This window comes from Bradyrhizobium sp. CCGUVB4N (assembly GCF_024199945.1).
In the GTDB taxonomy this organism is placed as follows: domain Bacteria; phylum Pseudomonadota; class Alphaproteobacteria; order Rhizobiales; family Xanthobacteraceae; genus Bradyrhizobium.
Genome location: NZ_JANADP010000001.1, coordinates 8,654,214 through 8,677,078 on the forward strand (window position 1 = coordinate 8,654,214; position 22,865 = coordinate 8,677,078).

The window sequence follows — 22,865 nt, forward strand, 5'->3', positions numbered from 1 at the left end:
ATAATGCCCATGGATCGCCTGGAAGCCATGCACGTGTTCGTCACCGTCGCCGATCTGCGCGGCTTTGCGCCCGCGGCGCGCAAGCTACGGCTGTCGCCCTCGGCGGTGACACGACTGATTGCTGCGCTGGAAGAGCATCTCGGCGCGCGGCTGCTGCAGCGGACCACCCGGCAGGTGAGATTGACCGACGTCGGCACCCGCTATCTGGAACGCGCCCGTCGAATCCTCGCCGACGTCGAGGAGGCCGACGGCTCGGCGCGGGAGGAGCGCAACCGGCCGAGCGGAAAGCTGGTGGTGTCGGCCCCGGTCGGCTTCGGGCGGCTGCATGTCGGCCCCGTCATGACCACCTATCTCAAACGCTATCCCGAGGTCGCCTGCGAGCTCAGGCTCTCGGACAACCTCGTCAACCTCGTGGAGGACGCCGTCGATGCCGCCGTCCGTATCGGCCACCTCGCCGATTCCTCACTGGTTGCGCGCCAGGTCGGCGAGATGCGGCGGATCACGGTGGCCACGCCCGGTTATTTGAAGCGCCATGGCGAGCCGAAGACGCCGGAGGCGCTGACCGAGCATCAGACCATCCTGTTCGGTCCCGCGATAGCGTGGCGCTTCGCGCAGGACGGCCGCGATATCGAGGTGGCGCCGTCCCCGCGCTTCACCAGCAACAGCGCCGACGCCGCCCTGCAATATGCCGAGGCCGGCGGCGGCATCACGCGCGTGCTGGCCTATCAGGCCGCCGACGGCTTGAAGAGCGGGCGGCTGAAGATCCTGCTGGCGAAATACGAGCAGCCGGCCCTGCCGATCCACATCGTCTATCCGACCTCGCGCCTGCTCTCGGCCAAGGTGCGCGCGTTCATCGATCTCGTCGTGGAGACGGCGGATTGGCGATTTGGGTAGGTCTTACGCCTTCCTCGGCACCACGCGAAACGTCCCGCTGGCGCGCGCGATCACGACATCATCGGCCTTCGCCAGGCACTGCGCGAAGCAGATGGTCTTGCCGGTCTTGATCACGTCGCTCTCGATGGCAAGCCACTGGCCGATCCCCGCTTGGCCGACGAAATCAACCGTGAGCGAGACCGTCACGAACGAGGTGGTCCAGCCCGTCGCCTGCGCGCAGCTGTAGCCCATCGCATTGTCTGCAAGTGCTGCGATGAGGCCCCCGTGAATCATGCCACGGCCGTTGGTATGCGGCCGGTCCAGCCGAAGACCGAGGATGAAGGCCTTCTCGGTTTTCTTTGCGTAGATCGGTTTCCAGGGCTCCGTGAGCGGACCGCTGCGGAGATGCGGCTCGAAACCTGCGGGGATGGCGGTGTCGGTCATGCGTGTCTCGTATCCGTTGCAATGATTGTTGCCATTGAACGCGATGGACGTGACGGACGCATCAATTACAAAGTTTTAAACGAGATTTGCGCGGGTGTTTGAAATGGACGGGCCGCAAGGACGGTGCCGTAGGGTGGGCAAAGCGAAGCGTGCCCACGAGCTTTCGCAATTATAGGAAGACGTGGGCACGGCGCTTCGCGCCTTTGCCCACCCTACGGCACCTTCCTAAAACGGCAACCCCACGTAATTCTCCGACAGCGACGTCATCGCGGCCTGCGACTGCGTGACGTAGTCGAGCTCGGCAACCTGGATGCGTGCGCCGATGCTGCCGTTATCAGGGAATTTGTGCAGCATCGATGTCATCCACCAGGAGAAGCGCACGGCCTTCCAGACCCGCGCCAGCGCCCTGGCGGAATAGGCATCGATCCCCGCGCTCGATTTCTCGTCGTAGAATTCCCGGAGCGCGCCCGACAGGTAATGCGCATCGCTTGCCGCCAGGTTCAGCCCCTTGGCGCCGGTCGGCGGCACGATGTGGGCAGCATCGCCGCACAAAAACATCTTGCCGAAGCGCATCGGCTCGGCGACGAAGCTGCGCAGCGGCGCGATGCTCTTCTCGATCGAGGGGCCTGTCACAAGACTGTCGGCGGCCTCCTGGTCGAGCCGGCGCTTCAATTCGTCCCAGAAGCGATCGTCGGGCCACTCGTCGACATGGTCGTTGAGCGAGCACTGCAAATAATGTCGGCTGCGCTTCAGCGAGCGCATGGTGCAGAGTGCAAAGCCGCGGGCATGGTTGGAATAGATCAGCTCGTGGCTGACCGGCGGCGTCTCTGAAAGAATGCCGAGCCAGCCGAACGGATAGACCCGCTCGAACTCGGCGATCGCCGAGGCCGGGACGCTGGCGCGGCTGACGCCGTGAAAGCCGTCGCAGCCGGCGATGAAGTCGCAATCGAGCGTGTGGGTGATGCCGTCCTTGACCCAGGTTACGCGCGGGTGACTGCCGTCGAAATCGTGCGGCTGCACATCCTTGGCTTCGTAGACGGTGATGAGGCCTGCCGCTTTCCGCGCATTCATCAGGTCGAGCGTGACCTCGGTCTGGCCATAGATCATGACCGTCTTGCCGGTCGCGGCCTTCATGTCGATGCGATGACGGCGGCCATCGAAGGCGAGCTCGATACCCTCATGCACCAGGCCTTCGGCATGCGCCCGCGCGCCGGCGCCGATCTGGTCGAGCAGCCCGACCGTTCCCTCCTCCAGGAGACCGGCGCGGATGCGGCCCAGCACGTAATCCGGGCTCTGCCGCTCAAGAATGACATTGTCGATGCCGTATTGGTGCAGAAGTTGCCCAAGCAACAATCCTGCCGGCCCGGCCCCGATGATTGCGACTTTTGTCCGCAATACTTGCTCCTCCCGATCCTGTAGGCTTTCGTCGCGGCTCGCTTGTGGCGGTCGTCCGCGCGCGATAATTATATCATATAACGGTTGGGCAAAAGGGGAGTGCTCGTCGCCGCATCGCGACAAATCCATGCAACATGGCTGACATAGATGACGCGGCGGCACGCCGCGGCAGTTCCGGCTTGAACGCGCCAGCCAATTAGATAACATGTTAATTAATGAGGCCGGGCCAGCGAAGCCCGCCGTCGAAAAGAGGGAGACACGACCGATGAGGAAAGCCTGTCTGGCTTTGCTGCTGGCAGCAAGCGTGACGCCTGCGTTCGCGCAGGACAAGACTTTTGACCTGAAGGTCTCGCATTGGGTGCCGGCGTCGCATCCGCTGCAAAAATCTCTGGAAGACTGGGTGGCCGCGGTGAACAAGGATTCCGGCGGCACCATCACGGGCAAGGTGTTTCCGGCCCAGCAGCTCGGCAAGGCTTTTGACCATTACGACATGGCGCGCGACGGCATCGCTGACGTCACTTATGTCAATCCCGGCTACCAGCCCGGCCGCTTCCCGATCATCGGCGCCGGCGAATTGCCGTTCCTGATCTCGGATGCCAAGGGCGGCTCGGAGGGCCTGGACGCCTGGTATCGCAAATATGCCGCGAAGGAGATGAAGGACGTCAAATACTGCCTCGCCTTCGTCCACTCGCCCTCCTCCTTCCACTCCCGCACCAAGAAGATCGTGATGCCGGAGGACGTGAAGGGCATGAAGATCCGCCCGGCTCACGCCACCATGGCGAATTTCGTCACCGCGCTCGGCGGCACCAATGTGCAGTCCTCCGCGCCTGAAGTGCGCGACATCATCGAGCGCGGCGTCGCCGACGGCGTCACCTTCCCCTGGGGCTCGCTGGTGCTGTTCGGCATCGACAAGGTCACGAAGTACCATATGGAGGCGCCGCTCTACACCACGACCTTCGTGTTCGTGATGAACAAGGACAAGTACGACGCAATGTCCGACAAGCAGAAGGCCGCGATCGACAAGAACTGCTCGACCGAAATGGCCGGCGTGGTCGGCGAGCACTGGGGCAAGTTCGAGGATGCCGGCATCGACAAGGTGAAGGCGGAGGAAGGCCACGAGGTCTACAAGCTGACGCCGGACCAGACCGCCGCCTGGAAGAAGGCGTCCGAGCCGCTGGTCAAGACCTGGGGTGATGGCGCCAAGAAGGCCGGCATCGATCCCGACGCAGCGCTGGCGGATTTGAAGGCGTCGTTGAAGAAGTACAACGCGCTGGCGGAGTAGTTTTCACCGAAACAGAAGCGGCGGCGGGAATCGTTCCGCCGCCGCTTTCCTGCAAATTTGAGGACCCTCCACCCATGAAGCGCTGGATGGATCGCGTCATCGACTCGATCGAATGGATCGCCGCTGCCTTCGTCGGCATCGTCGCGCTCGACATCTTTCTGTCGGTGCTGCTGCGCAACACGCTGAACTATTCGATTCCCGACAGCTTCGACATCGGCCGCATGCTGCTCGGCATCCTCATTTTCTGGGGCATCGCCGCGACCTCCTATCGCGGGACCCACATCACGGTCGACCTGGTCTGGGGCAATGTCGGGCCGCGCTATCAGCGCTGGATCGACGTGTTCGCGACGCTGGTGCTGCTGTTCGTCGTCACCGTGCAGACCTGGACGCTGTTCGACAAGGTTCGCGGCACCTACAACGACAACGTCCAGACGTTCGACATGCACATGCCGACCTGGCCGTTCTTCGCGATCGCCTGGATCGGTGACGTTTCGGCTGTTCTGCTGATCGCGATCCGCACCTACCGGCTGATCTTCCATCCCGAAGAGATGCACGACCCCAAGCTCAAGGCGACGGAGTAATCATGAGCACCGATGCCGTCGCCGTTATCGGCTTCGTTTCCCTGTTCGCTCTGATGCTGCTGCGCGTGCCCGTCGGCATGGCGATGGGCCTCGTCGGCGTCTCCGGCTTCTCCTATCTGGTCGGCGCAACGCCGGCGTTGAAGCTGGTCGGCCAGACCTCGATGCGCACGGTGACCGACTACACCTTCGGCGTCATCCCGATGTTTCTGCTGATGGGCTCCTTCGTCAGCAATTCCGGCATGAGCCGCGAGTTGTTCCGCGCCGCCAACGGCTTTGTCGGGCACTTGCGCGGCGGCCTCGGCATTGCCACCGTCGGCGCCTGCGGCGGCTTTGCCGCGATCTGCGGCTCGTCGGTCGCGACCGCGGCGACGTTCTCGGCGGTCGCCTACCCGGAGATGCGCCGCTTCGGCTATCCGCAATCCTTTGCCACCGGCGTGATTGCGGCCGGCGGCACGCTGGGTGCGATGCTGCCGCCCTCCACCGTGCTTGCCGTCTACGGCATCATCACCGAGCAGGACATCGGAAAACTCTTCATCGCCGGCATCATTCCGGGCCTGCTGGCGATGACCATGTACATGATCACGATCTTTCTGATCGGCTATTTACGCCCCGACTTCCTGCCCAAGGGCAAGGTGCTGCCCTGGCGCGAGCGCTTCGCCGGCCTGAAGGACATCTGGGCGCCGGTGCTGCTGTTCGTGTTCGTGATCGGCGGCCTCTACGGCCTGCCGTTCCTGCCGCGCTTCACGCCGACGGAAGCCGGCGGCGTCGGCGCCACCGGTGCTTTCATCATCGGCGTCGTCACGGGCCGGCTCGATCGCGAGAAGATCCTGGCTTCGCTGCTCCAGGCAACGCGCACGGCGGCGGCCGTGTTCACCGTACTGATCGGTGCGCTGATCTTCGGCTATTTCCTCACGGTGACGCAGACGCCGCAGAAAGTGACGGAATTCCTCACCGGCCTGGGCTTGGGCCCCTACGGCGTGCTGGCGCTGATCATGGTGATGTATCTCGTGCTCGGCTGCCTGATGGATGCCATGGCGATGATCATCCTGACCGTACCGATCATCTTCCCGGTCATCACGCATCTCGGCTTCGATCCGATCTGGTTCGGCGTCATCATCGTCATGACCGTCGAACTCGGCCTGATCCATCCGCCGGTCGGCATGAACGTCTTTGTCATCAAGAGCGTGGTGAAGGACGTCTCCTTCTCCACCATCTTCAAGGGCGTGATTCCGTTCGTGGCGACCGACCTGGTGCGTCTGGTGATTTTGATCGCGTTCCCGCTGCTGGCGACCTGGCTGCCGACGCGCATGATGGCGCATTGAAGGGTGAAGCGATGACCACACCGACACTCGAGACAAGATACGCCTTCACCATCACCGCAAAAATCGGCGACGTCATCACCGCCGGCGAAACCGGCATCGGCGTCCGTCGCATCATCCCGATCATCGGTGGCGAGGTGACAGGTGCGATCACCGGCAAGGTGCTGCCCTTCGGCGCCGACTTCCAGACCATCCGCCCGAACGAGCTGATCGATCTCGAAGCCAAATACGCCTTCGAGACCGACGACGGCGCCATCGTCTATGTCGAGAACAAGGGCATGCGCTTCGGCCCGGTCGACCTCTTGCAAAAGCTCAAGCGCGGCGAGCCGGTCGATCCGAAACTGATCTACTTCCGGACCGTGCCGAAATTCGAGACGGGGCACGAGACGTACCGCTGGCTGATGGAGCACATCTTTGTGGGCTCAGCGGCGCGGCATGCGGACCGGGTGGTGATCGACGTCCACCAGGTGGTGTGAGCTACACACTCGGCCGTCGTCCCGGCGAACGCCGGGACCCATACCGCGTGATCTATCGATCGCGGACGGTAGGAGCGTCGGACGACGAATCTTCGCCAAATTTCTCCCTGGGACTATGGATTCCGGCTTTCGCCGGGACGACATCGAATGTGAAGGCCACGGCGCCGGCCCCATATTGACTCCCGCAGAATTCGTTATACAACATAACTATTCTGATAAGGACGCAAATGACACAGGGAAACGCCGAAACCGCTGCCGCGGGCGCCTCCGGGCTGCTTCAAATCGAGAGGGTGGACCGGGTTCTGACCGTGGGTCTGAACCGGCCGGCCAAGCGCAATGCGCTCAACGACGGCATCATCCTTGAAATCGGCGAATGTTTTGCGTCCCTGCCCGAGGACATCGGCGCGGTCGTCATTCACGGCATCGGCGATCATTTCTCCAGCGGCCTCGACCTCTCCGAACTTCAGGATCACGACGCCACGGGCGGGCTCCTCCACTCTCAAATGTGGCACCGGGTGTTCGACCGCATCCAGTACAGCCGCGTGCCCGTGATCGCGGCGCTCAAGGGTGCGGTGATCGGCGGCGGGCTCGAGCTTGCCTGCTCCGCCCACATTCGCGTCGCCGAGCCCACAGCCTATTTCGCGCTGCCTGAGGGCCAGCGCGGCATCTTCGTCGGCGGCGGCGGCTCGGTGCGCCTGCCACGGCTGATCGGCGTCGCGCGCATGATGGACATGATGCTGACGGGCCGCGTCTATAGCGCGACCGAGGGGGCGTCTTACGGCTTTGCGCAATATGTCACCGAGGCCGGCAGCGGCCTCACCAAGGCGCTGGAGCTCGCGACCAAGATCGCGTCGAACGCACCGCTGACGAATTTCGCCGTGCTCCAGGCATTGCCGATGATCGCGGAGGCCAATCCGCAGACCGGCCTGCTGATGGAATCACTGATGGCCACCGTCGCGCAGAGCGACAAGGAGGCCAAGCGCAGGATTCGCGAATTCCTCGAGCACAAGACCGCCAAGGTAAAGCCGAAATCATGAGTGCGAAGCCGTCCTCTTCCAGCACAGAGCGCGGCGAGAGCAATTCTCCGCTGCGGCCGATCTCGTTCGGCGATCCCGTCATCGACATCGATCGTCGCGCCGATGGCACGATCTATTTGCGGCCGAAGCAGCCGCTCGGCGACTATCCCATCCGCATCACCGACCGCCTGCATCACTGGGCGACGACGACGCCGAACCGCGTGTTCATGGCGGAGCGCGAAGGCGGCCACGGCTGGCGCAAGATCACCTATGCCGAGCTGCTCACGGCGAGCCGTCACATCGCCTCGGGCCTGATCCAGCGCGGCTTGTCGGCCGAGCGGCCGGTCGTCATCCTCTCCGGCAATTCGATCGATCATGCGCTGCTGGCGTTCGGCGCGTTCTATGCGGGCATTCCGTTCTGTCCGGTATCGCCAGCCTATTCGCTGGTGTCGAAGGATTACGGCAAGCTCTCTTACCTGATGAAGCTGCTGACGCCCGGCCTCGTCTTCGCCGAGGACGCCGACAAGTTCGCGGACGCCCTTGCCGCCAACGTGTCGCTCGGCACCGAGATCGCCGCATCCTATGGCAGCGTGCCCGGCCGCGACGTCACCTTGCTCGCCGACCTCATGGCAACGCCTGTTCGCAGCGACCTCGACGCGGTGCATCGCAAAATCGGCCCCGATACGATCGCAAAATTCCTGCTGACGTCGGGCTCGACCGGCAATCCCAAGGCCGTCATCAACACCCAGCGCATGATCTGCGCCAACCAGGTCATGCTGCGCGAGACGCTCGCCTTCCTCAAGGACGAGCCGCCCGTCATCATCGACTGGCTGCCCTGGAATCACACCTTTGGCGGCAACCACAATATCGGGCTGACGCTCTACAACGGCGGCTCTATGTATCTCGATGCCGGCAAGCCCATGCCCGGCGGCATCGAGGAGACCGTGCGCAACCTCCAGGAGATTTCGCCGACGGTCTATTTCAACGTGCCCAAGGGCTACGAGTCGCTGCTGCCTTATTTGCGCGACGACCAGGGCCTTCGTGCCAAGTTCTTCGACCGGCTGCATGCGATGTTCTTCTCGGGTGCGGCGCTGTCGCCCTTCGTCTGGAACAGTCTCGACGAACTCGCGGTGAAGGAAAAAGGCTATCGCGTGCCGATGCTGACCGGCCTCGGCGCAACCGAGACCGCGCCATTCTTCATGTCGGTTAATCCGCGCACCAGCCGCTCCGGCCATGTCGGCCTTCCCGTCTCGGGTAACGACGCCAAGCTGGTTCCGAACAACGGCAAGATGGAGGTTCGCGCCAAGGGCCCGAACGTGATGCCCGGCTACTGGCGCCAGCCCGACATCACCGCAAAATCCTTCGACGAGGAGGGATTTTACAAGATGGGCGACGCGCTCAAGCCCGCCGATCCCGATGATCTCAACGCCGGCTTCGATTTCGACGGCCGTGTCAGCGAGGATTTCAAGCTCGCGAGCGGCACCTGGGTCAGCGTCGGCCCGCTGCGTGCGCGCTTCGTCGCGGCCTGCGCGCCGCTGGTGCGCGACGTCGTTATCGCCGGCATCAACCGCGACGAGGTCTCCGCGCTGGTGCTGCTCGATCTCGACGGTTGCCGCCTGATCAACCCGACGCTGCCGGCCGATAGTCTCGCCGTCACCGCCCGGGATAGATTGGTGCGCGAAGCTTTTCGCGAGCGGCTCACGCGTTTCCTCTCTTCGGCCACCGGCTCCTCGACGCGGATCACGCGCGCGATCCTGCTGGACGCGCCGCTGTCGATCGACAAGGGCGAGGTCACCGACAAGGGCTCGATCAACCAGCGCGCGGTGCTCGAGCATCGCGGCGCGCTGATCGAGGAGCTCTACGCTGCCAATCCATCTGATCGTGTGATATCGGTCGGCTAAGAATTCATCGAAGGAGAACGCCATGTTGTTGAAGGATCAGGCAGCCGTCGTCACCGGCGGCGCATCGGGACTGGGCGCCGCCACCGCTCGCAAGCTGGCGGCACAGGGCGCCAAGGTCGCAGTGTGCGATCTCAACACCAAGCTCGCGGAGACCGTTGCCGCCGAGATCAAGGGCGTCGCCGTGACCTGCGACGTCTCCGACGCCGCCTCCGCTGAAGCCGCGATTGCACAGGCCGCCAAGGCCCACGGCCCGGCCCGCGTGCTGGTCAATTGCGCCGGCATCGGCGTGGCAAAGCGCGTCGTCGGCCGTGACGGCCCGATGGCGCTCGCCGATTTCGACAAGGTGATCAAGGTCAATCTGATCGGCACCTTCAACATGCTGCGCCTCGCCGCGACCGAGATGTCCAAGCTCGAGCCGCAGGCGAGCGGCGAACGCGGCGTCATCATCAACACGGCCTCGGTTGCCGCCTATGACGGCCAGATCGGCCAATCAGCCTATTCGGCCTCGAAAGGCGGTATCGTCGGCATGACGCTGCCGATCGCGCGCGAGCTGGCCCAGTTCGGTGTTCGCGTGCTGACGATCGCGCCCGGCCTGTTCCTGACGCCGCTGCTGGCCAACCTGCCGCAGGAAGCCCAGGACTCGCTCGCCGCCGCGATCCCCTTCCCGCGCCGGCTCGGCCATGCCGACGAGTTCGCCGCGCTCGCGCTGCACATGGTCGAGAACTCCTACCTCAACGGCGAAGTGGTGCGCCTCGACGGCTCGCTACGCATGGCGCCCAAGTGACTTCGTAGAGTAAGAGCCCCGCATGTTCGTGAACCGGCGCGACGTCCAGATCCAGTGGGGCGACTGCGACCCTGCCAACATCGTCTACTATCCGCGCTATTTCGCGATGTTCGACGATTCGACCTCGACCCTGTTCGAGGTCGCCGGGTTCTCAAAACAGGACCTGGTCCGCAAATACGGCCTGGTGGGCATCCCCATGGTCGACACGCGGTCCAAGTTCTACATCCCCTCGACCTATGGCGACTGGATCACCATCGAAACGAAGATCGAGAGCATCAAGCGCTCGAGCTTCGAGGTGAAGCACAATGTCTACAAGGGCGATGCGCTCGCCATCGAAGGTTTTGAGACCCGCGTCCTGGTCGGCCGCGATCCCGTTAACCCCGACAAGCTGAAATCGGCACCGTTTCCGCCGGAAATGGTAGCGAAATTCATAGGGAGTTAGATCCGGAGCTAAATCGCCGCATCACCAAAAGACGGGGCTGAAATAGCCCCGAATTTCTGCTTTCAAAGAAATACGAAAAGGGAGGAATCGATGAAACGCTTTTACCTGACCGCCGCCATCGCCGCGGCCGCGCTGGCGCTGCCGGCCCTGCCGGTGCTGGCCCAGACCAACGAAATCACCATCGGCATCAGCGTGACCACCACAGGTCCCGGTGCCGCCCTCGGCATCCCCGAACGCAACGCGCTGGAATTCGTGCCGAAGGAGATCGGCGGCGTGCCGCTGAAGGTGATCGTGCTCGACGACGGCGGCGACCCGACCACCGCGACCACCAATGCGCGCCGCTTCGTCACCGAATCCAAAGCCGACGTCATCATGGGCTCCTCGATCACGCCGTCGTCGATCGCGATCTCCAACGTGGCGAACGAAGCCGGCATCCCGCATTTCGGCCTTGCGCCGTTCCCGATCACGCCCGAGCGCGCCAAGTGGTCGGTGTCGATGCCGCAGCCGATTCCGATCATGGGCAAGGTGATCTACGAGCACATGAAGGCCCACAACGTGAAGACGGTCGGCTATATCGGCTACTCCGATTCCTACGGCGATCTCTGGTTCAACGATTTCAAGACCCAGGGCGTGCCGATGGGCATGACCATGGTCGACGAGGAGCGCTTTGCGCGTCCCGACACGTCGGTGACCGGACAGGTGCTCAAGCTCGTCGCGGCCAATCCGGACGCGATCCTGGTCGGCGCTTCCGGCACGGCCGCGGCGCTGCCGCAAACCGAGCTGCGTGAGCGCGGCTATCAGGGCCTGATCTACCAGACCCACGGCGCGGCCAGCATGGACTTCATCCGCATCGCCGGTAAGGCCGCCGAGGGCGTGCTGATGACGTCGGGCCCGGTGATGGATCCCGAAGACCAGCCCGACAGCGCCCTCACCAAGAAGCCGGGCCTGGCGCTCAACTCCGCCTATGAGGGCAAATACGGCCCGAACAGCCGCAGCCAGTTCGCCGGCCATTCCTACGACGCCTTCGAGGTCCTGAAGCGCGTCATCCCGACCGCGCTGAAGACGGCGAAGCCCGGTACGCCTGAGTTCCGCGAGGCCATTCGCCAGGCCTGGCTGACCGAGCGGGAAATCCCGGCAAGCCAGGGCGTCTACAACTTCACCGAAAAGGATCGCTACGGCCTCGACGACCGCTCGCGCATCCTGCTTACGGTCAAGGACGGCAAATACACGCTCGCGAAATAAGCAGCGACGAGTTTCCAATACGACGAGAGCCGGCCCGATGGGCCGGCTCTTTTGTTTTGCGTTACCGGCGCGACTGCATCAGGCCGCCTGCCGCAGCGGCGTCCAGGCGAACTCCGGATAGTAGGTGTCCATCATCCGGTCGACATAGGCGGTGAGGTTTTGAAATCCTTCCGCGCGCTCGCGCAGACGGGATTCGAAGAACGGCGTGAGAATTCCGGCGAGCGCGCCGAACGCCGTCGCGTCGACCCCGCTGGGCCTGTTGCCCATCAGATAGGATTTGTCGCCGAGCTGCACCGAGAGCGCAAACAACGAGCGCACCGCGAGCTCGACATCGTCATCGGGCCCATGACGGCCGAGGCCGGAGAGCAGGTAGTTCTCGGCGACGCGGAATTGCGCGTCCTCGCGCAGTTTCTCGCGGCTGTGCTCGGGCGCCCCGTCGAAGAAATGCGCAGGGCCCTTGGCGAAATTGGCAGCATCGACCCAGCGCGCGCCGACCAGCGACCAATAGACGTGGTGCTCGATCATGCGCTCGAACGCCCAGGCCTGGGCGCGTTCGTGCAGGGAAAGGCCGGCGTCGAAGTCGAAGCCGTAGCGGCGCTCGATATGGGCGCGGATGAAGGTGGAATCGGCCACCGCCTCGCCGCCGTCGTCGATGAAGGGCAGCTGCCCCTTCGGCGAAGCCGGGGGCATTGCGCGCTCCTTCCGGTAGGGCAGTCCCGCCATCTTGAGCTGCACCTCGGTCTTGGTGACGAAGGGGCTGATTTCCGGCAGGCCGAAGCCGGTGCCAAAGCCGTAAAGCGTTATCATTGGAGCTCTCCTGAACCTGCCGAAAGAGTTGACGGAACCTAGTGACGGGCTGCTGCCACCATGGTGGCAGCAGCCGTGATATCTTCTGCGAAACGGGCCCCCCGCCAGGCGCGGCTCATGACATGGCGGACCAGCGCGTCCGCAGCCTGGATCAGCGCACGTACCAACAGGGTCGCAAGCGCAACGCGGAGATCGACGACGGTGAGATCGAAAAGCGCAAGGCGGCCAGGGACTCTGGCATGCAACGAGGTCTGCGCCCGCCACAACGGACCGACCAGGCCGAGATGGATTGGAATGATCATGGACAAACCCTCTTCAGTCGATGTGTTGTCCCGGTATAGAACTCCCCTGCTGCCAACATCCTGTCAGCAGCCACGCGCCGTTTTCTGATCCGCCCCCGATGAGAGAATTGTCATGAGACGCGCCGACCGGCTGTTTCAGATCATCCAGGTGCTGAGACGCACCCGTAAGCCGCTGACGGCGGACGCAATTGCGGCCGAACTCGAGACGTCGAAGCGAACGATCTATCGCGACATCGCAACGCTGATGGGCCAGCGCGTGCCGATCCGCGGCGAGGCCGGCATGGGCTACATCCTGGAGAAAGGTTTCGACCTGCCCCCCTTGATGCTGACACCCGACGAGATCGAGGCGGCGGTGCTCGGTGCGCAATGGGTCGCGGGCCACGCCGATTCCACGCTGGCGCGCGCGGCCGAAGATTTGATGGCCAAGATCGCCGACACCGTGCCCGAGCGCCTGCGCCCCTTCGTGCTGGAGCCTGCGAGCCGCGCGCGCCCGAGCTGGAACAGGGAGCCTGACCGCCTGGACATGGCGCGCACGCGCACCCAGATTCACGAGGGCAAGAAGATCATGCTGCGCTATCGCGACGAGCAGGGCCGGCCCAGCGAGCGCATGATCTGGCCGATCTCGGTCGGCTATCTCGAAGCCGTGCGCCTGCTCGCGGCCTGGTGCGAGCTGCGCAGCGATTTCCGCAGCTTCCGCACCGACCGCGTGGTGGATGCGACCTATCTCGACGAAAGATATCCGGAGCGGCGCGACGTGCTGCGCGCGAAATGGCGGCAGAGCCTGGTCTGGGGCCCGCCCAAGGACACCTGACAAGGGACACGTGACGAGGATGGAAGAAATCGATCTGTCGAGCTGTTGCCAGAGCTGCGGCGCCTGCTGCGGCTATTCGCAGAACTGGCCGCGCTTCTCGATCGAGAGCGACGAGGAGCTTGCAGCGATTCCGGAGACGCTCATCAACGAGCGACAATCCGGCATGCGCTGCGAAGGCGATCGCTGTTCAGCGTTGCAGGGCGAGATCGGCAAGGCAACCGCGTGCGGCATCTACGCGATGCGGCCGGAGGTGTGTCGCACCTGCATGCCGGGCGACGCCGAATGCGCGATGGCGCGGCGGAAGTTCGGACTGCCTGTGATCGTGACCGCTTAAGCGGGGACGGCTTCGCTGATCTCGTCGTCGATCTCGTCGTCCAGCGGTGCGAGCACCGAGAGCGGCTTGGTCGACAGGCTGATCGGCTTGCGGCCGCCCGACAGCGACGGCGGCGATTTGGACGAGCCCTCGCGCGACAGCGCATAGAGCGTCGAGCCGACACGGCCGCCGTTCTCGATCAAGTCGCGCTCGCTGCAGCTGGCTGCGATCGCGACGGCCAGCGAATGAAGATGGCTGCGGCGATAGCAAAACAGCGCCAACCTGGCGCGCGCGTCAGGGGAAACACTCTCAACCAGCCTCGGCAGGCCACTCTCGCTGGCGCGGTACATCTCGCCAAGGAGCTCGTCGCGAACCGGGCAGAAATCGCTTTCATAAGCGTCGCGGCTTGAAAACATTGCAGTTCTCCCTCGTGTCCGGAAGATGCAGCGCAATTCTCTAATGAAAGGTTAACCACCCTGGGCGGTAGTCACCCGGGGTGCTTGCCGTTATGGCGCGAATCGGAGCGGCCCCCTGCCGGGCTGAATACGGGGTCGGCGGTGCCGTTGCGGCCATCCTTCGAGACGCCCGCCTCTGGCGGCTCCTCGGGATGAGGTTTGTTTCCACCGAAAAATTCCAACGCCTGATGGTGAGGCGGCGCGAGGCGCCGTCTCGAACCACGAGGCCGGGCAGCCGACCGCAGGCAGCCTCAGTTGGCCGCCATGAAGATGGAGAGGCCGAAGCCGGTCAGATGGTGCAGCGCCTGGTCGACGCCGATCAGGGTCCAGAACCAGGGGTGCTCCTGGTTGACGCCGAAATTGGCCGAGACCAGTCCCTTGGCGCGGTCGATCGTGATGTGAATGACGAAGTCGATGAGCGCCACGAACCAGAATTTCGGTGCGACGATCAGGATCAGCGGCAGCGCAACTGCAAGGTGAATCAGGCAGTGCACCAGAAGCGGCAAAGCCCAGCCGTGCTTCTGGTCCTTGCCGTGCGCCATCCATGCGGTCTGCAGCACGAAATCGGCGATGATGTGCTTGAAGGTGAGCAGCAACATCCAGCCAATGAGCGCTTCAACCGGAACCGCCGATGACAGAGGTGGAAACGACAAAGCTGACGCCCTCGTTGAATCGAAAAGAAAGAATGGAGCGTTCAGCGCAACTTCTTCTTGGACCCGTCAGATCATCGGGACCGCTGATTTATGACATCTCCCGCGACGGAATGCAGCCGGGGGGAACTGGAAAATCGCCAACTGTGGCTAAACGGTGATAGCATGACCAAACGACGCGGATCGGTCGGGTAAGGTTACCTTCGGCGCGGAATTTGCATTCTCTCGCTGGAGCGCTATCATCCTCAGGTAGAGGATTATCGTTCTTTTTTCAGATGCTTACGAATTTTCCGCGCGTGCCGCCGGCGATGCCCGTGCCGCCCGCCGTCCCAGAAATAAGGCCAGAGTGCTGCCATGAGTGCTGAAGGTCCGACCTCGTCGACCGAGCTCCCGCCGCCCCGGCGTCCCAAGGTGATCAAGACCAATCAGCAGCAGGTCGTGCTGTATGTCGTGCTGACCCTGCTGCTGTCGCTTGCCACCGTCTGGGCCGGACGCGCCTGGTTGCACAATTCGGAGACGCTGACCTTTGCCGTCGGCGCTCCCAACAGCGACGAAGCACTGTTCGCGACCAAGCTCGCCACACTGCTGAAGAACAACGCCTCCCGTTTCCGGATCAAGGTCGTCAACAACGCCGACGGCGCCAAGGCACTCGCGCAGTTCGATCGCAGGCAGGCCGATCTTGCCGTGCTGCGCACCGACGCCAAGGTGCCGCTGCGGGCGCGGACGCTCGCGATCCTCGAGCACGATCTCGTGCTGCTGCTCGGCCCCGGCAGCAAGAAGATCAAGTCGCTCGCCGAGCTCAAGAAGAAGAAGGTCGCCATTCTCGCCGAGAATGATTCGTCCCTCGCCTTCGTTCGCAGCATCCTCGACATTCCCGCCGACAGCCCCGACGCCGCGAAGATCCAGATGGCGCCGCAGGGTGCGACACTGGACAAGCTGTTCGCGCCGGCCAACGGCTTCAGTGCGGTGATTGCCGTCGTCCACGCCTCCAAAGCCGTGCGCGACAAGGCCTATGAGCAGGTCGCCAAGCGTGGCGGCTTCACGCTCAATGCAATCGACGAGGCCAAGGCCCTGGCACGCAAATTCCCCGGCATATCAGACGAGACGCTGACGGCAGGCACGCTGTCCGCCTCGCCCGAGATTCCCGACGACGATCTCGACACGATCGGCCTCGAATGGCTGCTGGTCGCTCAGTCCAAGATGTCGGCGACCACCGCCGGCGACATCGCGCGCATCGTCTACGAGAACAAGTCCGCGCTCGGGCTCGACAACGGCTTTGCGACCCATATCGAACCGGCTTCCGTCGAGAAAGATGCGTACGTGATGGCGCATCAGGGCGCCGCCGACTACATCAACGATGACACCAAGTCGTTCATGGATAAGTACAGCGACATGATGTATCTGGGCGCCGCCGCGCTCAGCGTCATCGGTTCGATCTTCGCTGCGATCTACGCCAAGATCACCCGCATCGCGCCTGAGAAGGCTGGCGAACTTTCTACCGCCGTCCTCGACGTCGGCGAACGCATCGAGCACGCCCATTCGCTGGATCAGCTCGAATGCCTGCAGGACGAGCTCGAGGGCATCTTGCGCGGCGCGGTGATCGGCTTGCGCGACGGCACGATCAGTACCGACGGCCTCGATACCTTCAAGCTCGGCTATGAATTCGTCCGCGACGAGATCGGCATGCGCCGCGACTACCTGAAGCGCCACGCCAGCGAGCTCGAGAAGATCGGCGCCCCCGCCGCGCTCCCGCCGCCCGAAGACAGCAATGTCGTCGTGGTGAAGACGGCTCAGAGTGCCTGACCTATCGAGGCCGTGCCTCGAGATCGGGCTCGCTCGCTTTTTGGGCGAATCGCGAGCCATGCCCCGGGAACCGTTTCCCTCGTACAACCGTTGGCGTTCTCAGCACAACCGGAGAACGCACCATGCGTCTGCTCCTTCTCATCATCTTGCTGGGAATGCTGGTTGCGGTTGGTTACTTCGGCTATTCGGCCATGGCGGTCGAAGGCGACCCGCTCCCGACGGAAGGTTATGTGGCACTGGCGCTCGGAGCGGGGTTCTCCGTGATCGTCGGCGTCGGCCTGATGATGCTGCTGTTCCTGAGCAGCCGCCGCGGCTATGACGAACCTCCACATTTCAAATAGCAACCAGACCCCGCCCCCTTGCGATTGGACGAAGTAGCCGCGCCCTGATCCGGGCGGATGGTTCGGCTGCCCGCCCCGTCGTTGACGGCCCCGGTCCGGGCGGGCACTTTGGCGCCCAAGTCCCTGGCCGGGACCGCCAAGCACCAAGATCGAGCCGCCATTCCGCATGTTCAAGCCGATGTTTCCCCCTCTGGCCCAGTTCGTGGCCGCGACCGCCGGCCGCAACATGACCAAGGCGGCCTATGTGGCCGTGACCGTCGGCGTGGTCAGCATGGTGCTGCTAACGCTCGATCCAGCCTATGAAGCGGCCCACCGTTGGGTCGATTTCCTGCTCTGGGCCTGTCTCGCCTATTTCGTGTTCGAATGGCTGGTCCGGCTGCGCCACATGGCGCGGCAGGGGCGGCTCGCCCTCTACATGTCCTCCTCGGCCGGGTGGGTCGACGCATTGGGGGCATTGGCGGTGCCGGTCGCCCTGATCCTCGGCGCCGAACCCAAGACCGCCTGGCTCCTGAGCGTGCTCTGGGTCTTGAAGGTGGTGCCGGGCATTCCCGGCCTGCGCCAGCTCCGCCGCGTGCTGGTGCTGGAATCCGGACCGCTGCTCAGCGTGCTTGTGATTTTCCTGATGGTGGTCTTCCTGGCCTCCGTCGCCGAATATTTCCTGGAGCGGGACGTGCAGCCGCAGACGTTTGGCAGCGTCCCTGCCGCGCTGTGGTGGGCGGTCGTCACCCTGACCACGACAGGCTATGGCGACGTCGTACCGGTCACGCCGCTCGGCCGCATGGTCGCGGCGCTGGTGATGATCTCCGGCCTCGGCGTGTTCGGCCTCTGGACCGGTATTCTGGCGACCGGGTTCGCGGCGGAAACCCGGCGTGACAACTTCCTCAAGACCTGGGAATCCGTCAGCAAGGTGCCGTTCTTCGCGGCGCTGGGGCCGGCAGCGATCGCTGACGTCACCCACATGCTGCGTACCATGGAGCTGCCGGCACGCACCATGATCATCCGCAAGGGCGCGCAGGGCGACTGCATGTACTTCATCGCGGCCGGCGCGGTCGAGGTCGACCTCCCCGGCAAGAAAGTCCAGCTCGGCGAGGGCGCCTTCTTCGGTGAGATGGCGCTGCTCGGCAACAACATGCGCGGCGCCAATGTCTCGACCACGAAAGTGTCGCGGCTGCTGGTGCTCGACCTCGTCGACTTCCGCGTGCTGATGGCGCGGCACCCGGACCTCGCCGAGACCATCGACGCCGAGGCGAAGCGCCGGGCGCTCGAAAACAAGTAATGGAGACAAGAATGTCGGACACAGCCGACGCGGCCAGCGGCCCCGTGCTCGAAATCAATGGTGCGCGCGCCACCATCCGCCTGAACCGGCCCAAGCATCTCAACCGGCTGCAGGCGGAGGATCTCGGCGACCTGGTCAGGCTGTTCGACCGGGTCGAGGCCGATCCAGCCATCCGCGTGCTGGTGTTGACCGGCACCGGACGCGCGTTCTCCGCGGGATACGATCTCAATTCGGTCGCCGAACGAGCCGTGAGCGCCAACGAGCAGCAGAGCGCGGGCTCGGCCTTCGAGGTCGTCGTCAATCGGCTGGAAGACCTCGGCGTGCCAACGATCTGCCGTCTCAATGGCGGCGTCTATGGCGGCTCGACCGACCTTGCGCTGGCCTGCGATTTCCGCATCGGCGTCGATACCGCCGAGATGTTCATGCCTGCGGCGCGGCTCGGGCTGCACTATTACAGGAGCGGCATCAAACGCTATGTGACGCGGCTCGGCGCCGACAACGCCAAGAAGCTGTTCTTGACGGCGCAGAAAATCACCGCGCCGGAGATGCTGCGCATCGGCTATCTCACCGCCATGGTGCCGGTCGAGACACTCGACGAGGAGGTCGACAGGCTCGCCAGCATCCTCGCCGGCAATGCCCCGAACGCGATGCGCGGCATGAAACGCGCAATCAACGAATTCGCCCGCGGCGAGCTGGATGAGCAAGCCGCCGACCAGCGCCACCGCGACAGCATGCGCGGCGACGAGATCAAGGAAGGCATCAAGGCCTTTGCGGAAAAGCGGCCGCCGCGGTTTTGAGGATCACCCCCGCTTCGACCGCATCGCGCGTGTCTGCGTGAGCTCTGAATCGTGCGACAGCGCCTGATAGCGTTTGCTGTCGACAGCGTAGATCGCGATTCGGCCCTCACTGTCGGCGTGCACACCCCAGCCGTAGCGCTTGCCGAGACCCGAGGCACGCATGCAGGCCTGGCCCCGCGAGAAGAACGTCGCGCGGGCAGCGTTCTTCTCGGACCTGGTCGCCTTGGCTCCAAGCTCACGCCCAGGCGCTGAGGTTGCGAAAATCACATCGTCCGACGTGTACGTGTAAGGTGCATTCGCGATCATCTCATATTGCAGGCCGGCCACTGTCGGTCGCCCGGCCCGCGGCGGCGGCTCCTCACCGAAGCGCGCCGGACAGTCCTCGGCAACCCGAATGAACGTGTCGAAACAGTTGGTCGTATGGAGCGGCTTGGCCATATGAGGTCCGGCCTCTTTAGCTTCCCGCGGCCGCAGCATGCTGCGCAGCCATCTCGTCATCCGCCGCACTGATGCGCTGGTACGCCGGCCTTGACGTGATGCGCTCACTGTAGCGGACAAATACGTCCTTCTTCGGCACGATGCCAAACATCATCGTCCAGCTGAACGCGACACCCCAAAGAATATCTGCTGCCGTCATCCGCTCGCCAAGCAGATAAGGCCCTTTCGACAACTGTGTTTCGAGCGCGCCCAGCATGGTGTCGTAGTCAGCGTAGGGCGACTGCGTGATCGGCATAGGATCGCGCTTCATGAACTTGTCGATCAGGGCAGGCTCGAAGGAGGCGCCGTAATAGGCGGTCCAGCGCAAATACGGACCGCGCAGCGGATCGCCAAGCGCAGGCGTGAGGCCGGCCTGCGGAAAGAGATCGGCGAGATAGATCAAGATGGCGACCTGCTCGGTCACGAGCGCATCACCATGGCGGATCGCAGGCACCTTGCCGAGCGGATTGATGGCGAGATAGGGAGGCCTCCGCTGCTCGCCGGCCTTCATGTTAAGGACATGAAGATCATAGGGCGCGCCGAGTTCCTCCAGCAGCACACGCGTGCCCATGGCCCGGCTTTGCGGCGAATAATACAGCGTGATGCGGTTCGGATCGGTCATGGCGCGTCTCCTCGGGTCGGCTTGCGATGGATGACCTTGTAGCGAACCATACCTGACATCCTGTGTCAGGTATGGTTTAAGGAGATCATGCGCGCGAGCCGGATGCTGTCGATCCTCACCACCCTCCAGGCCAAGGGACAGGTCACTGCGCCCGAACTCGCCGAGTCCTGCGAGGTGTCGGTGCGCACGATCTATCGCGACATCGACGCGCTCGCGGCGTCCGGCGTCCCCGTCTATGCCGACCGCGGCGCGGAAGGTGGCTACCGTCTGCTCGACGGCTATCGCGTACGCCTGAACGGCCTGTCGCAGAGCGAGGCAGGCGCGCTGTTCCTCGCGGGACTGCCAGGCCCGGCGGCCGCGCTTGGGCTCGATGCAGCGATGATCGCCGCACAGAACAAGCTGATGGCGGCGCTGCCCGCAAACTTGCGCGAAGACGCCGGGCGGATGCAGGAGCGTTTTCATCTGGACGCGCCGGGCTGGTTCGGCGAGGCAGAAGAGCCAAAGCATCTGCGCGCGATTGCCGGCGCGGCTCTGCGCGGGACATTGATAAAGATCCGCTATCAGAGCTGGCGCGCTGAGAAGCTGCGCCGTGTCGCCCCGCTCGGCCTCGTGCTGAAGGGTGGCAGCTGGTATCTCGCAGGCCAGGTCGACGGCAGCGTGCGCACCTACCGCATCGCGCGCGTGCTCGACTGCAGCGCGCTCGACGACCGCTTCGATCGTCCCGCCGATTTCGATCTCGCCGCCTACTGGCAGGATGCCACACTGCGGCTCGAGGCCGAGATGCACCCGAACGTCGCGGTCGTGCGGCTCTCACCATTGGGCGTAAAGCTGCTCGACGCGCTGAGCCAGCCTTACGTCAGGGCGCGCACGCAGATCGACGAAACCACTGATGCCGATGGCTGGCGCATCGCGAAGGTGCCAACCGGGAAAACCTCGTGGCATGCCGCCGCCGAATTGCTGCGGCTCAGCTCCGAGGCCGAGGTGCTGGAGCCCGCCGATCTCCGCGAGAAGATGGCCGAGATGACGCAGGCGATGGCCGCGCGCTATCGCGCGGCGCGGAAAGCCTGACAGCGGCGCACCTCGCCGCGGCCGATGAAACAATCCTGAAACACGATTCTCCCTCCTCCATGTGAACGCAATCACGCTTCGGCCCGACCGAGAAGCAGGGACACAACAACGGCCTCGCGCCACACTGGAGAATGAAGATGTTTCGTAAGCTTGCTCTTGGTCTGATCGCCGCCGGTTCGCTCGGCGCTGCCGCTCTCGCACCCACCGCGGCGTCGGCTCACGGCTTCCACCACTGGGGTCCCGGCTGGGGCTTCGGTTATGGCGGCCTCTACGTCAACACCGGCGTCAGCAACTGCTACCAGGAGCGCGTCGTCCCGACCCGCCACGGCATGCGCGTCCGCGTCGTGAATGTCTGCGCCTACGGGATCTACTGATATCGTGCCTTCACGACAAAGCTCCGGTCGCGCTGCGGCCGGAGTTTTGCGTTGAGATCAAGCGCTCTTCCGATGCCGGCGAAACCAGGCCCATGTCTCGCGCGTCGTTCTGATATAGCCACGGCCACGATAGACGATCTCACCATCGACGATGCCGTTCAGCCTTGGCAGGGCATGAAACGGAATCGAAGGATAGGCGTGATGCTCGACATGGTAGGGCATGTTCCAAGCAATCCATTTGACGACCGCACCGGTGTAGGTGGTGCGGGTGTTCTCGAACGCGCTGCGGGTCCGCTCGCAGCCGGTGTGCTCGGCGTAGAGATAGGGCCGCAAGAAAAATTGCCCGATGATCAGCGGCACGATCCAGACCCACAGCAGCAGCGCCGACGAGAACCACAGCGACAATGCGAGCAGCAACGCGTAGGACGCGACATAGGCGCGCGCCTCGGTCACGATGGTGGCGCGCTTGTTCTCGGGGATCCAGGGCACGACGACCTTGCCGGTGATGGCATGGCCGAGCATCAGCCGGAGGCGGCCGGCGACCTGGAGCAATCCGCTATAGGCGATCGCAAGCTGCGTGTCGGATGCCGGCTTCACGCCGACGATCAGCTCGGGGTCCTTGTCCGGATCCTGGGTATAGCGATGATGGTCCCAATGGAACAGGCAGTAATATTCGTAGGGAAGGCCGATGATGAACGCGGAGAGATAGCCGACCGCGAGATTCAGGCCACGACCCCTGAACGCGGTCTTGTGGGCAGTTTCGTGCACGGCCATGAACAGGAAGGCGACGAGATAGCCCTGCGCCACCACCAGCGGCAGCGCCCAGAGCACGCCATAGCGCGAAGACACCATCCAGATCAGCGCCCCGACCAGTACGATCGTTCCGTAGTGACCGAGGCTCTGCGCCGCGCCCCTGAGATTCGAGCGCACCGACAATTCGCGCAGCATGGCCGGGCTTAGCGGCTTCAGGCGATGGCCGGGCTCTGAAACTGTCGCATCGCTCATGATCGAGGA

27 protein-coding genes are annotated in these 22,865 nt (G+C 63.9%); 18 read left to right on the plus strand and 9 right to left on the minus strand.

The features are described from left to right. The first annotated feature begins 9 nt into the window (after positions 1 to 9). Positions 10 to 894: a LysR family transcriptional regulator gene (locus NLM31_RS40355; RefSeq protein WP_254134708.1), complete on the plus strand. Its 885-nt coding sequence runs from the start codon at positions 10 to 12 to the stop codon at positions 892 to 894. A gap of 3 nt (positions 895 to 897) precedes the next feature. Here the strand turns inward: NLM31_RS40355 and NLM31_RS40360 are convergent, their stop codons facing one another. Both NLM31_RS40360 and pobA read right to left on the minus strand, forming a co-directional pair. Beyond that, positions 898 to 1,317, minus strand: coding sequence for a PaaI family thioesterase (locus NLM31_RS40360; RefSeq protein WP_254134709.1), 420 nt, complete (start codon positions 1,315 to 1,317; stop codon positions 898 to 900). A 225-nt stretch (positions 1,318 to 1,542) separates the two neighbouring features. Continuing rightward, a complete protein-coding gene (gene pobA / locus NLM31_RS40365) occupies positions 1,543 to 2,712 on the minus strand; it encodes a 4-hydroxybenzoate 3-monooxygenase (RefSeq protein ID WP_254134710.1) in 1,170 nt (389 codons plus the stop codon). Between the two features lie 265 nt (positions 2,713 to 2,977). Between pobA and NLM31_RS40370 the strand changes: the two genes are divergently transcribed. From NLM31_RS40370 to NLM31_RS40410, 9 genes are all read left to right on the plus strand, one after another. Further along, on the plus strand, positions 2,978 to 3,994 hold the full coding sequence (locus NLM31_RS40370) for a TRAP transporter substrate-binding protein (RefSeq protein ID WP_254134711.1): 1,017 nt from the start codon (positions 2,978 to 2,980) through the stop codon (positions 3,992 to 3,994). Between the two features lie 74 nt (positions 3,995 to 4,068). Further along, positions 4,069 to 4,575 carry a TRAP transporter small permease gene (locus NLM31_RS40375; protein ID WP_234684575.1) on the plus strand — a complete coding sequence of 169 codons (507 nt, stop codon included), beginning with the start codon at positions 4,069 to 4,071 and terminating at the stop codon, positions 4,573 to 4,575. A 2-nt stretch (positions 4,576 to 4,577) separates the two neighbouring features. Beyond that, entirely contained in the window at positions 4,578 to 5,897 is a 1,320-nt protein-coding gene (locus NLM31_RS40380; protein ID WP_254134712.1) for a TRAP transporter large permease, read from the plus strand. A gap of 11 nt (positions 5,898 to 5,908) precedes the next feature. Further along, positions 5,909 to 6,370 (plus strand): DUF3237 domain-containing protein, encoded by a 462-nt coding sequence (locus NLM31_RS40385; protein ID WP_254134713.1) that lies wholly within the window; start codon positions 5,909 to 5,911, stop codon positions 6,368 to 6,370. Positions 6,371 to 6,597: 227 nt separating this feature from the next. Beyond that, the gene (locus NLM31_RS40390; protein WP_254134714.1) at positions 6,598 to 7,407 is read left to right on the plus strand and encodes a crotonase/enoyl-CoA hydratase family protein; all 810 of its coding nucleotides are present in this window, start codon (positions 6,598 to 6,600) and stop codon (positions 7,405 to 7,407) included. Further along, complete coding sequence (locus NLM31_RS40395; RefSeq protein WP_254195833.1) at positions 7,404 to 9,287, plus strand: feruloyl-CoA synthase; 1,884 nt, start codon at positions 7,404 to 7,406, stop codon at positions 9,285 to 9,287. Before NLM31_RS40390 ends, NLM31_RS40395 begins: the two co-directional genes overlap by 4 nt. 22 nt (positions 9,288 to 9,309) lie before the next feature. Continuing rightward, on the plus strand, positions 9,310 to 10,071 hold the full coding sequence (locus NLM31_RS40400) for an SDR family NAD(P)-dependent oxidoreductase (protein WP_254134716.1): 762 nt from the start codon (positions 9,310 to 9,312) through the stop codon (positions 10,069 to 10,071). Positions 10,072 to 10,093: 22 nt separating this feature from the next. Then, positions 10,094 to 10,513 (plus strand): thioesterase family protein, encoded by a 420-nt coding sequence (locus tag NLM31_RS40405; RefSeq protein ID WP_254134717.1) that lies wholly within the window; start codon positions 10,094 to 10,096, stop codon positions 10,511 to 10,513. A gap of 90 nt (positions 10,514 to 10,603) precedes the next feature. After that, positions 10,604 to 11,755 carry an ABC transporter substrate-binding protein gene (locus NLM31_RS40410; protein WP_254134718.1) on the plus strand — a complete coding sequence of 384 codons (1,152 nt, stop codon included), beginning with the start codon at positions 10,604 to 10,606 and terminating at the stop codon, positions 11,753 to 11,755. Between the two features lie 78 nt (positions 11,756 to 11,833). On the opposite strand, the gene NLM31_RS40415 is transcribed toward NLM31_RS40410, so the two are convergent. Continuing rightward, on the minus strand, positions 11,834 to 12,562 hold the full coding sequence (locus NLM31_RS40415) for a glutathione S-transferase family protein (RefSeq protein WP_254134719.1): 729 nt from the start codon (positions 12,560 to 12,562) through the stop codon (positions 11,834 to 11,836). 38 nt (positions 12,563 to 12,600) lie between these two features. Continuing rightward, a complete protein-coding gene (locus NLM31_RS40420) occupies positions 12,601 to 12,864 on the minus strand; it encodes a hypothetical protein (RefSeq protein WP_254134720.1) in 264 nt (87 codons plus the stop codon). Positions 12,865 to 12,976: 112 nt separating this feature from the next. On the opposite strand from NLM31_RS40420, the gene NLM31_RS40425 reads away from it, so the two are divergent. Further along, entirely contained in the window at positions 12,977 to 13,675 is a 699-nt protein-coding gene (locus tag NLM31_RS40425; protein WP_027530661.1) for a YafY family protein, read from the plus strand. Between the two features lie 19 nt (positions 13,676 to 13,694). Next, the gene (locus tag NLM31_RS40430; RefSeq protein WP_254134721.1) at positions 13,695 to 14,009 is read left to right on the plus strand and encodes a YkgJ family cysteine cluster protein; all 315 of its coding nucleotides are present in this window, start codon (positions 13,695 to 13,697) and stop codon (positions 14,007 to 14,009) included. On the opposite strand, the gene NLM31_RS40435 is transcribed toward NLM31_RS40430, so the two are convergent. Next, complete coding sequence (locus NLM31_RS40435; RefSeq protein ID WP_254134722.1) at positions 14,006 to 14,404, minus strand: hypothetical protein; 399 nt, start codon at positions 14,402 to 14,404, stop codon at positions 14,006 to 14,008. The genes NLM31_RS40430 and NLM31_RS40435 overlap by 4 nt on opposite strands. 290 nt (positions 14,405 to 14,694) lie before the next feature. Beyond that, a complete protein-coding gene (locus NLM31_RS40440) occupies positions 14,695 to 15,042 on the minus strand; it encodes a DUF3307 domain-containing protein (protein WP_177248139.1) in 348 nt (115 codons plus the stop codon). 405 nt (positions 15,043 to 15,447) lie between these two features. On the opposite strand from NLM31_RS40440, the gene NLM31_RS40445 reads away from it, so the two are divergent. From NLM31_RS40445 to NLM31_RS40460, 4 genes are all read left to right on the plus strand, one after another. Continuing rightward, positions 15,448 to 16,896 carry a TAXI family TRAP transporter solute-binding subunit gene (locus NLM31_RS40445; RefSeq protein ID WP_254134723.1) on the plus strand — a complete coding sequence of 483 codons (1,449 nt, stop codon included), beginning with the start codon at positions 15,448 to 15,450 and terminating at the stop codon, positions 16,894 to 16,896. Between the two features lie 122 nt (positions 16,897 to 17,018). Beyond that, the gene (locus NLM31_RS40450; RefSeq protein ID WP_254134724.1) at positions 17,019 to 17,237 is read left to right on the plus strand and encodes a hypothetical protein; all 219 of its coding nucleotides are present in this window, start codon (positions 17,019 to 17,021) and stop codon (positions 17,235 to 17,237) included. Between the two features lie 166 nt (positions 17,238 to 17,403). Continuing rightward, positions 17,404 to 18,513: a cyclic nucleotide-gated ion channel gene (locus tag NLM31_RS40455; RefSeq protein WP_254134725.1), complete on the plus strand. Its 1,110-nt coding sequence runs from the start codon at positions 17,404 to 17,406 to the stop codon at positions 18,511 to 18,513. A gap of 11 nt (positions 18,514 to 18,524) precedes the next feature. Next, positions 18,525 to 19,310 (plus strand): enoyl-CoA hydratase/isomerase family protein, encoded by a 786-nt coding sequence (locus NLM31_RS40460; RefSeq protein WP_254134726.1) that lies wholly within the window; start codon positions 18,525 to 18,527, stop codon positions 19,308 to 19,310. A gap of 3 nt (positions 19,311 to 19,313) precedes the next feature. On the opposite strand, the gene NLM31_RS40465 is transcribed toward NLM31_RS40460, so the two are convergent. After that, the gene (locus NLM31_RS40465; protein WP_254134727.1) at positions 19,314 to 19,748 is read right to left on the minus strand and encodes a DUF6157 family protein; all 435 of its coding nucleotides are present in this window, start codon (positions 19,746 to 19,748) and stop codon (positions 19,314 to 19,316) included. Between the two features lie 16 nt (positions 19,749 to 19,764). Then, on the minus strand, positions 19,765 to 20,409 hold the full coding sequence (locus NLM31_RS40470) for a glutathione S-transferase family protein (protein ID WP_254134728.1): 645 nt from the start codon (positions 20,407 to 20,409) through the stop codon (positions 19,765 to 19,767). Between the two features lie 87 nt (positions 20,410 to 20,496). Between NLM31_RS40470 and NLM31_RS40475 the strand changes: the two genes are divergently transcribed. Both NLM31_RS40475 and NLM31_RS40480 read left to right on the plus strand, forming a co-directional pair. Then, positions 20,497 to 21,477, plus strand: a complete 981-nt coding sequence (locus NLM31_RS40475) for a YafY family protein (protein WP_254195834.1) — start codon at positions 20,497 to 20,499, stop codon at positions 21,475 to 21,477. Positions 21,478 to 21,614: 137 nt separating this feature from the next. Beyond that, positions 21,615 to 21,851: a hypothetical protein gene (locus NLM31_RS40480; protein WP_148771245.1), complete on the plus strand. Its 237-nt coding sequence runs from the start codon at positions 21,615 to 21,617 to the stop codon at positions 21,849 to 21,851. Between the two features lie 57 nt (positions 21,852 to 21,908). Here the strand turns inward: NLM31_RS40480 and NLM31_RS40485 are convergent, their stop codons facing one another. Further along, positions 21,909 to 22,856, minus strand: a complete 948-nt coding sequence (locus tag NLM31_RS40485) for a fatty acid desaturase (RefSeq protein WP_254195835.1) — start codon at positions 22,854 to 22,856, stop codon at positions 21,909 to 21,911. Positions 22,857 to 22,865 lie beyond the last annotated feature (9 nt).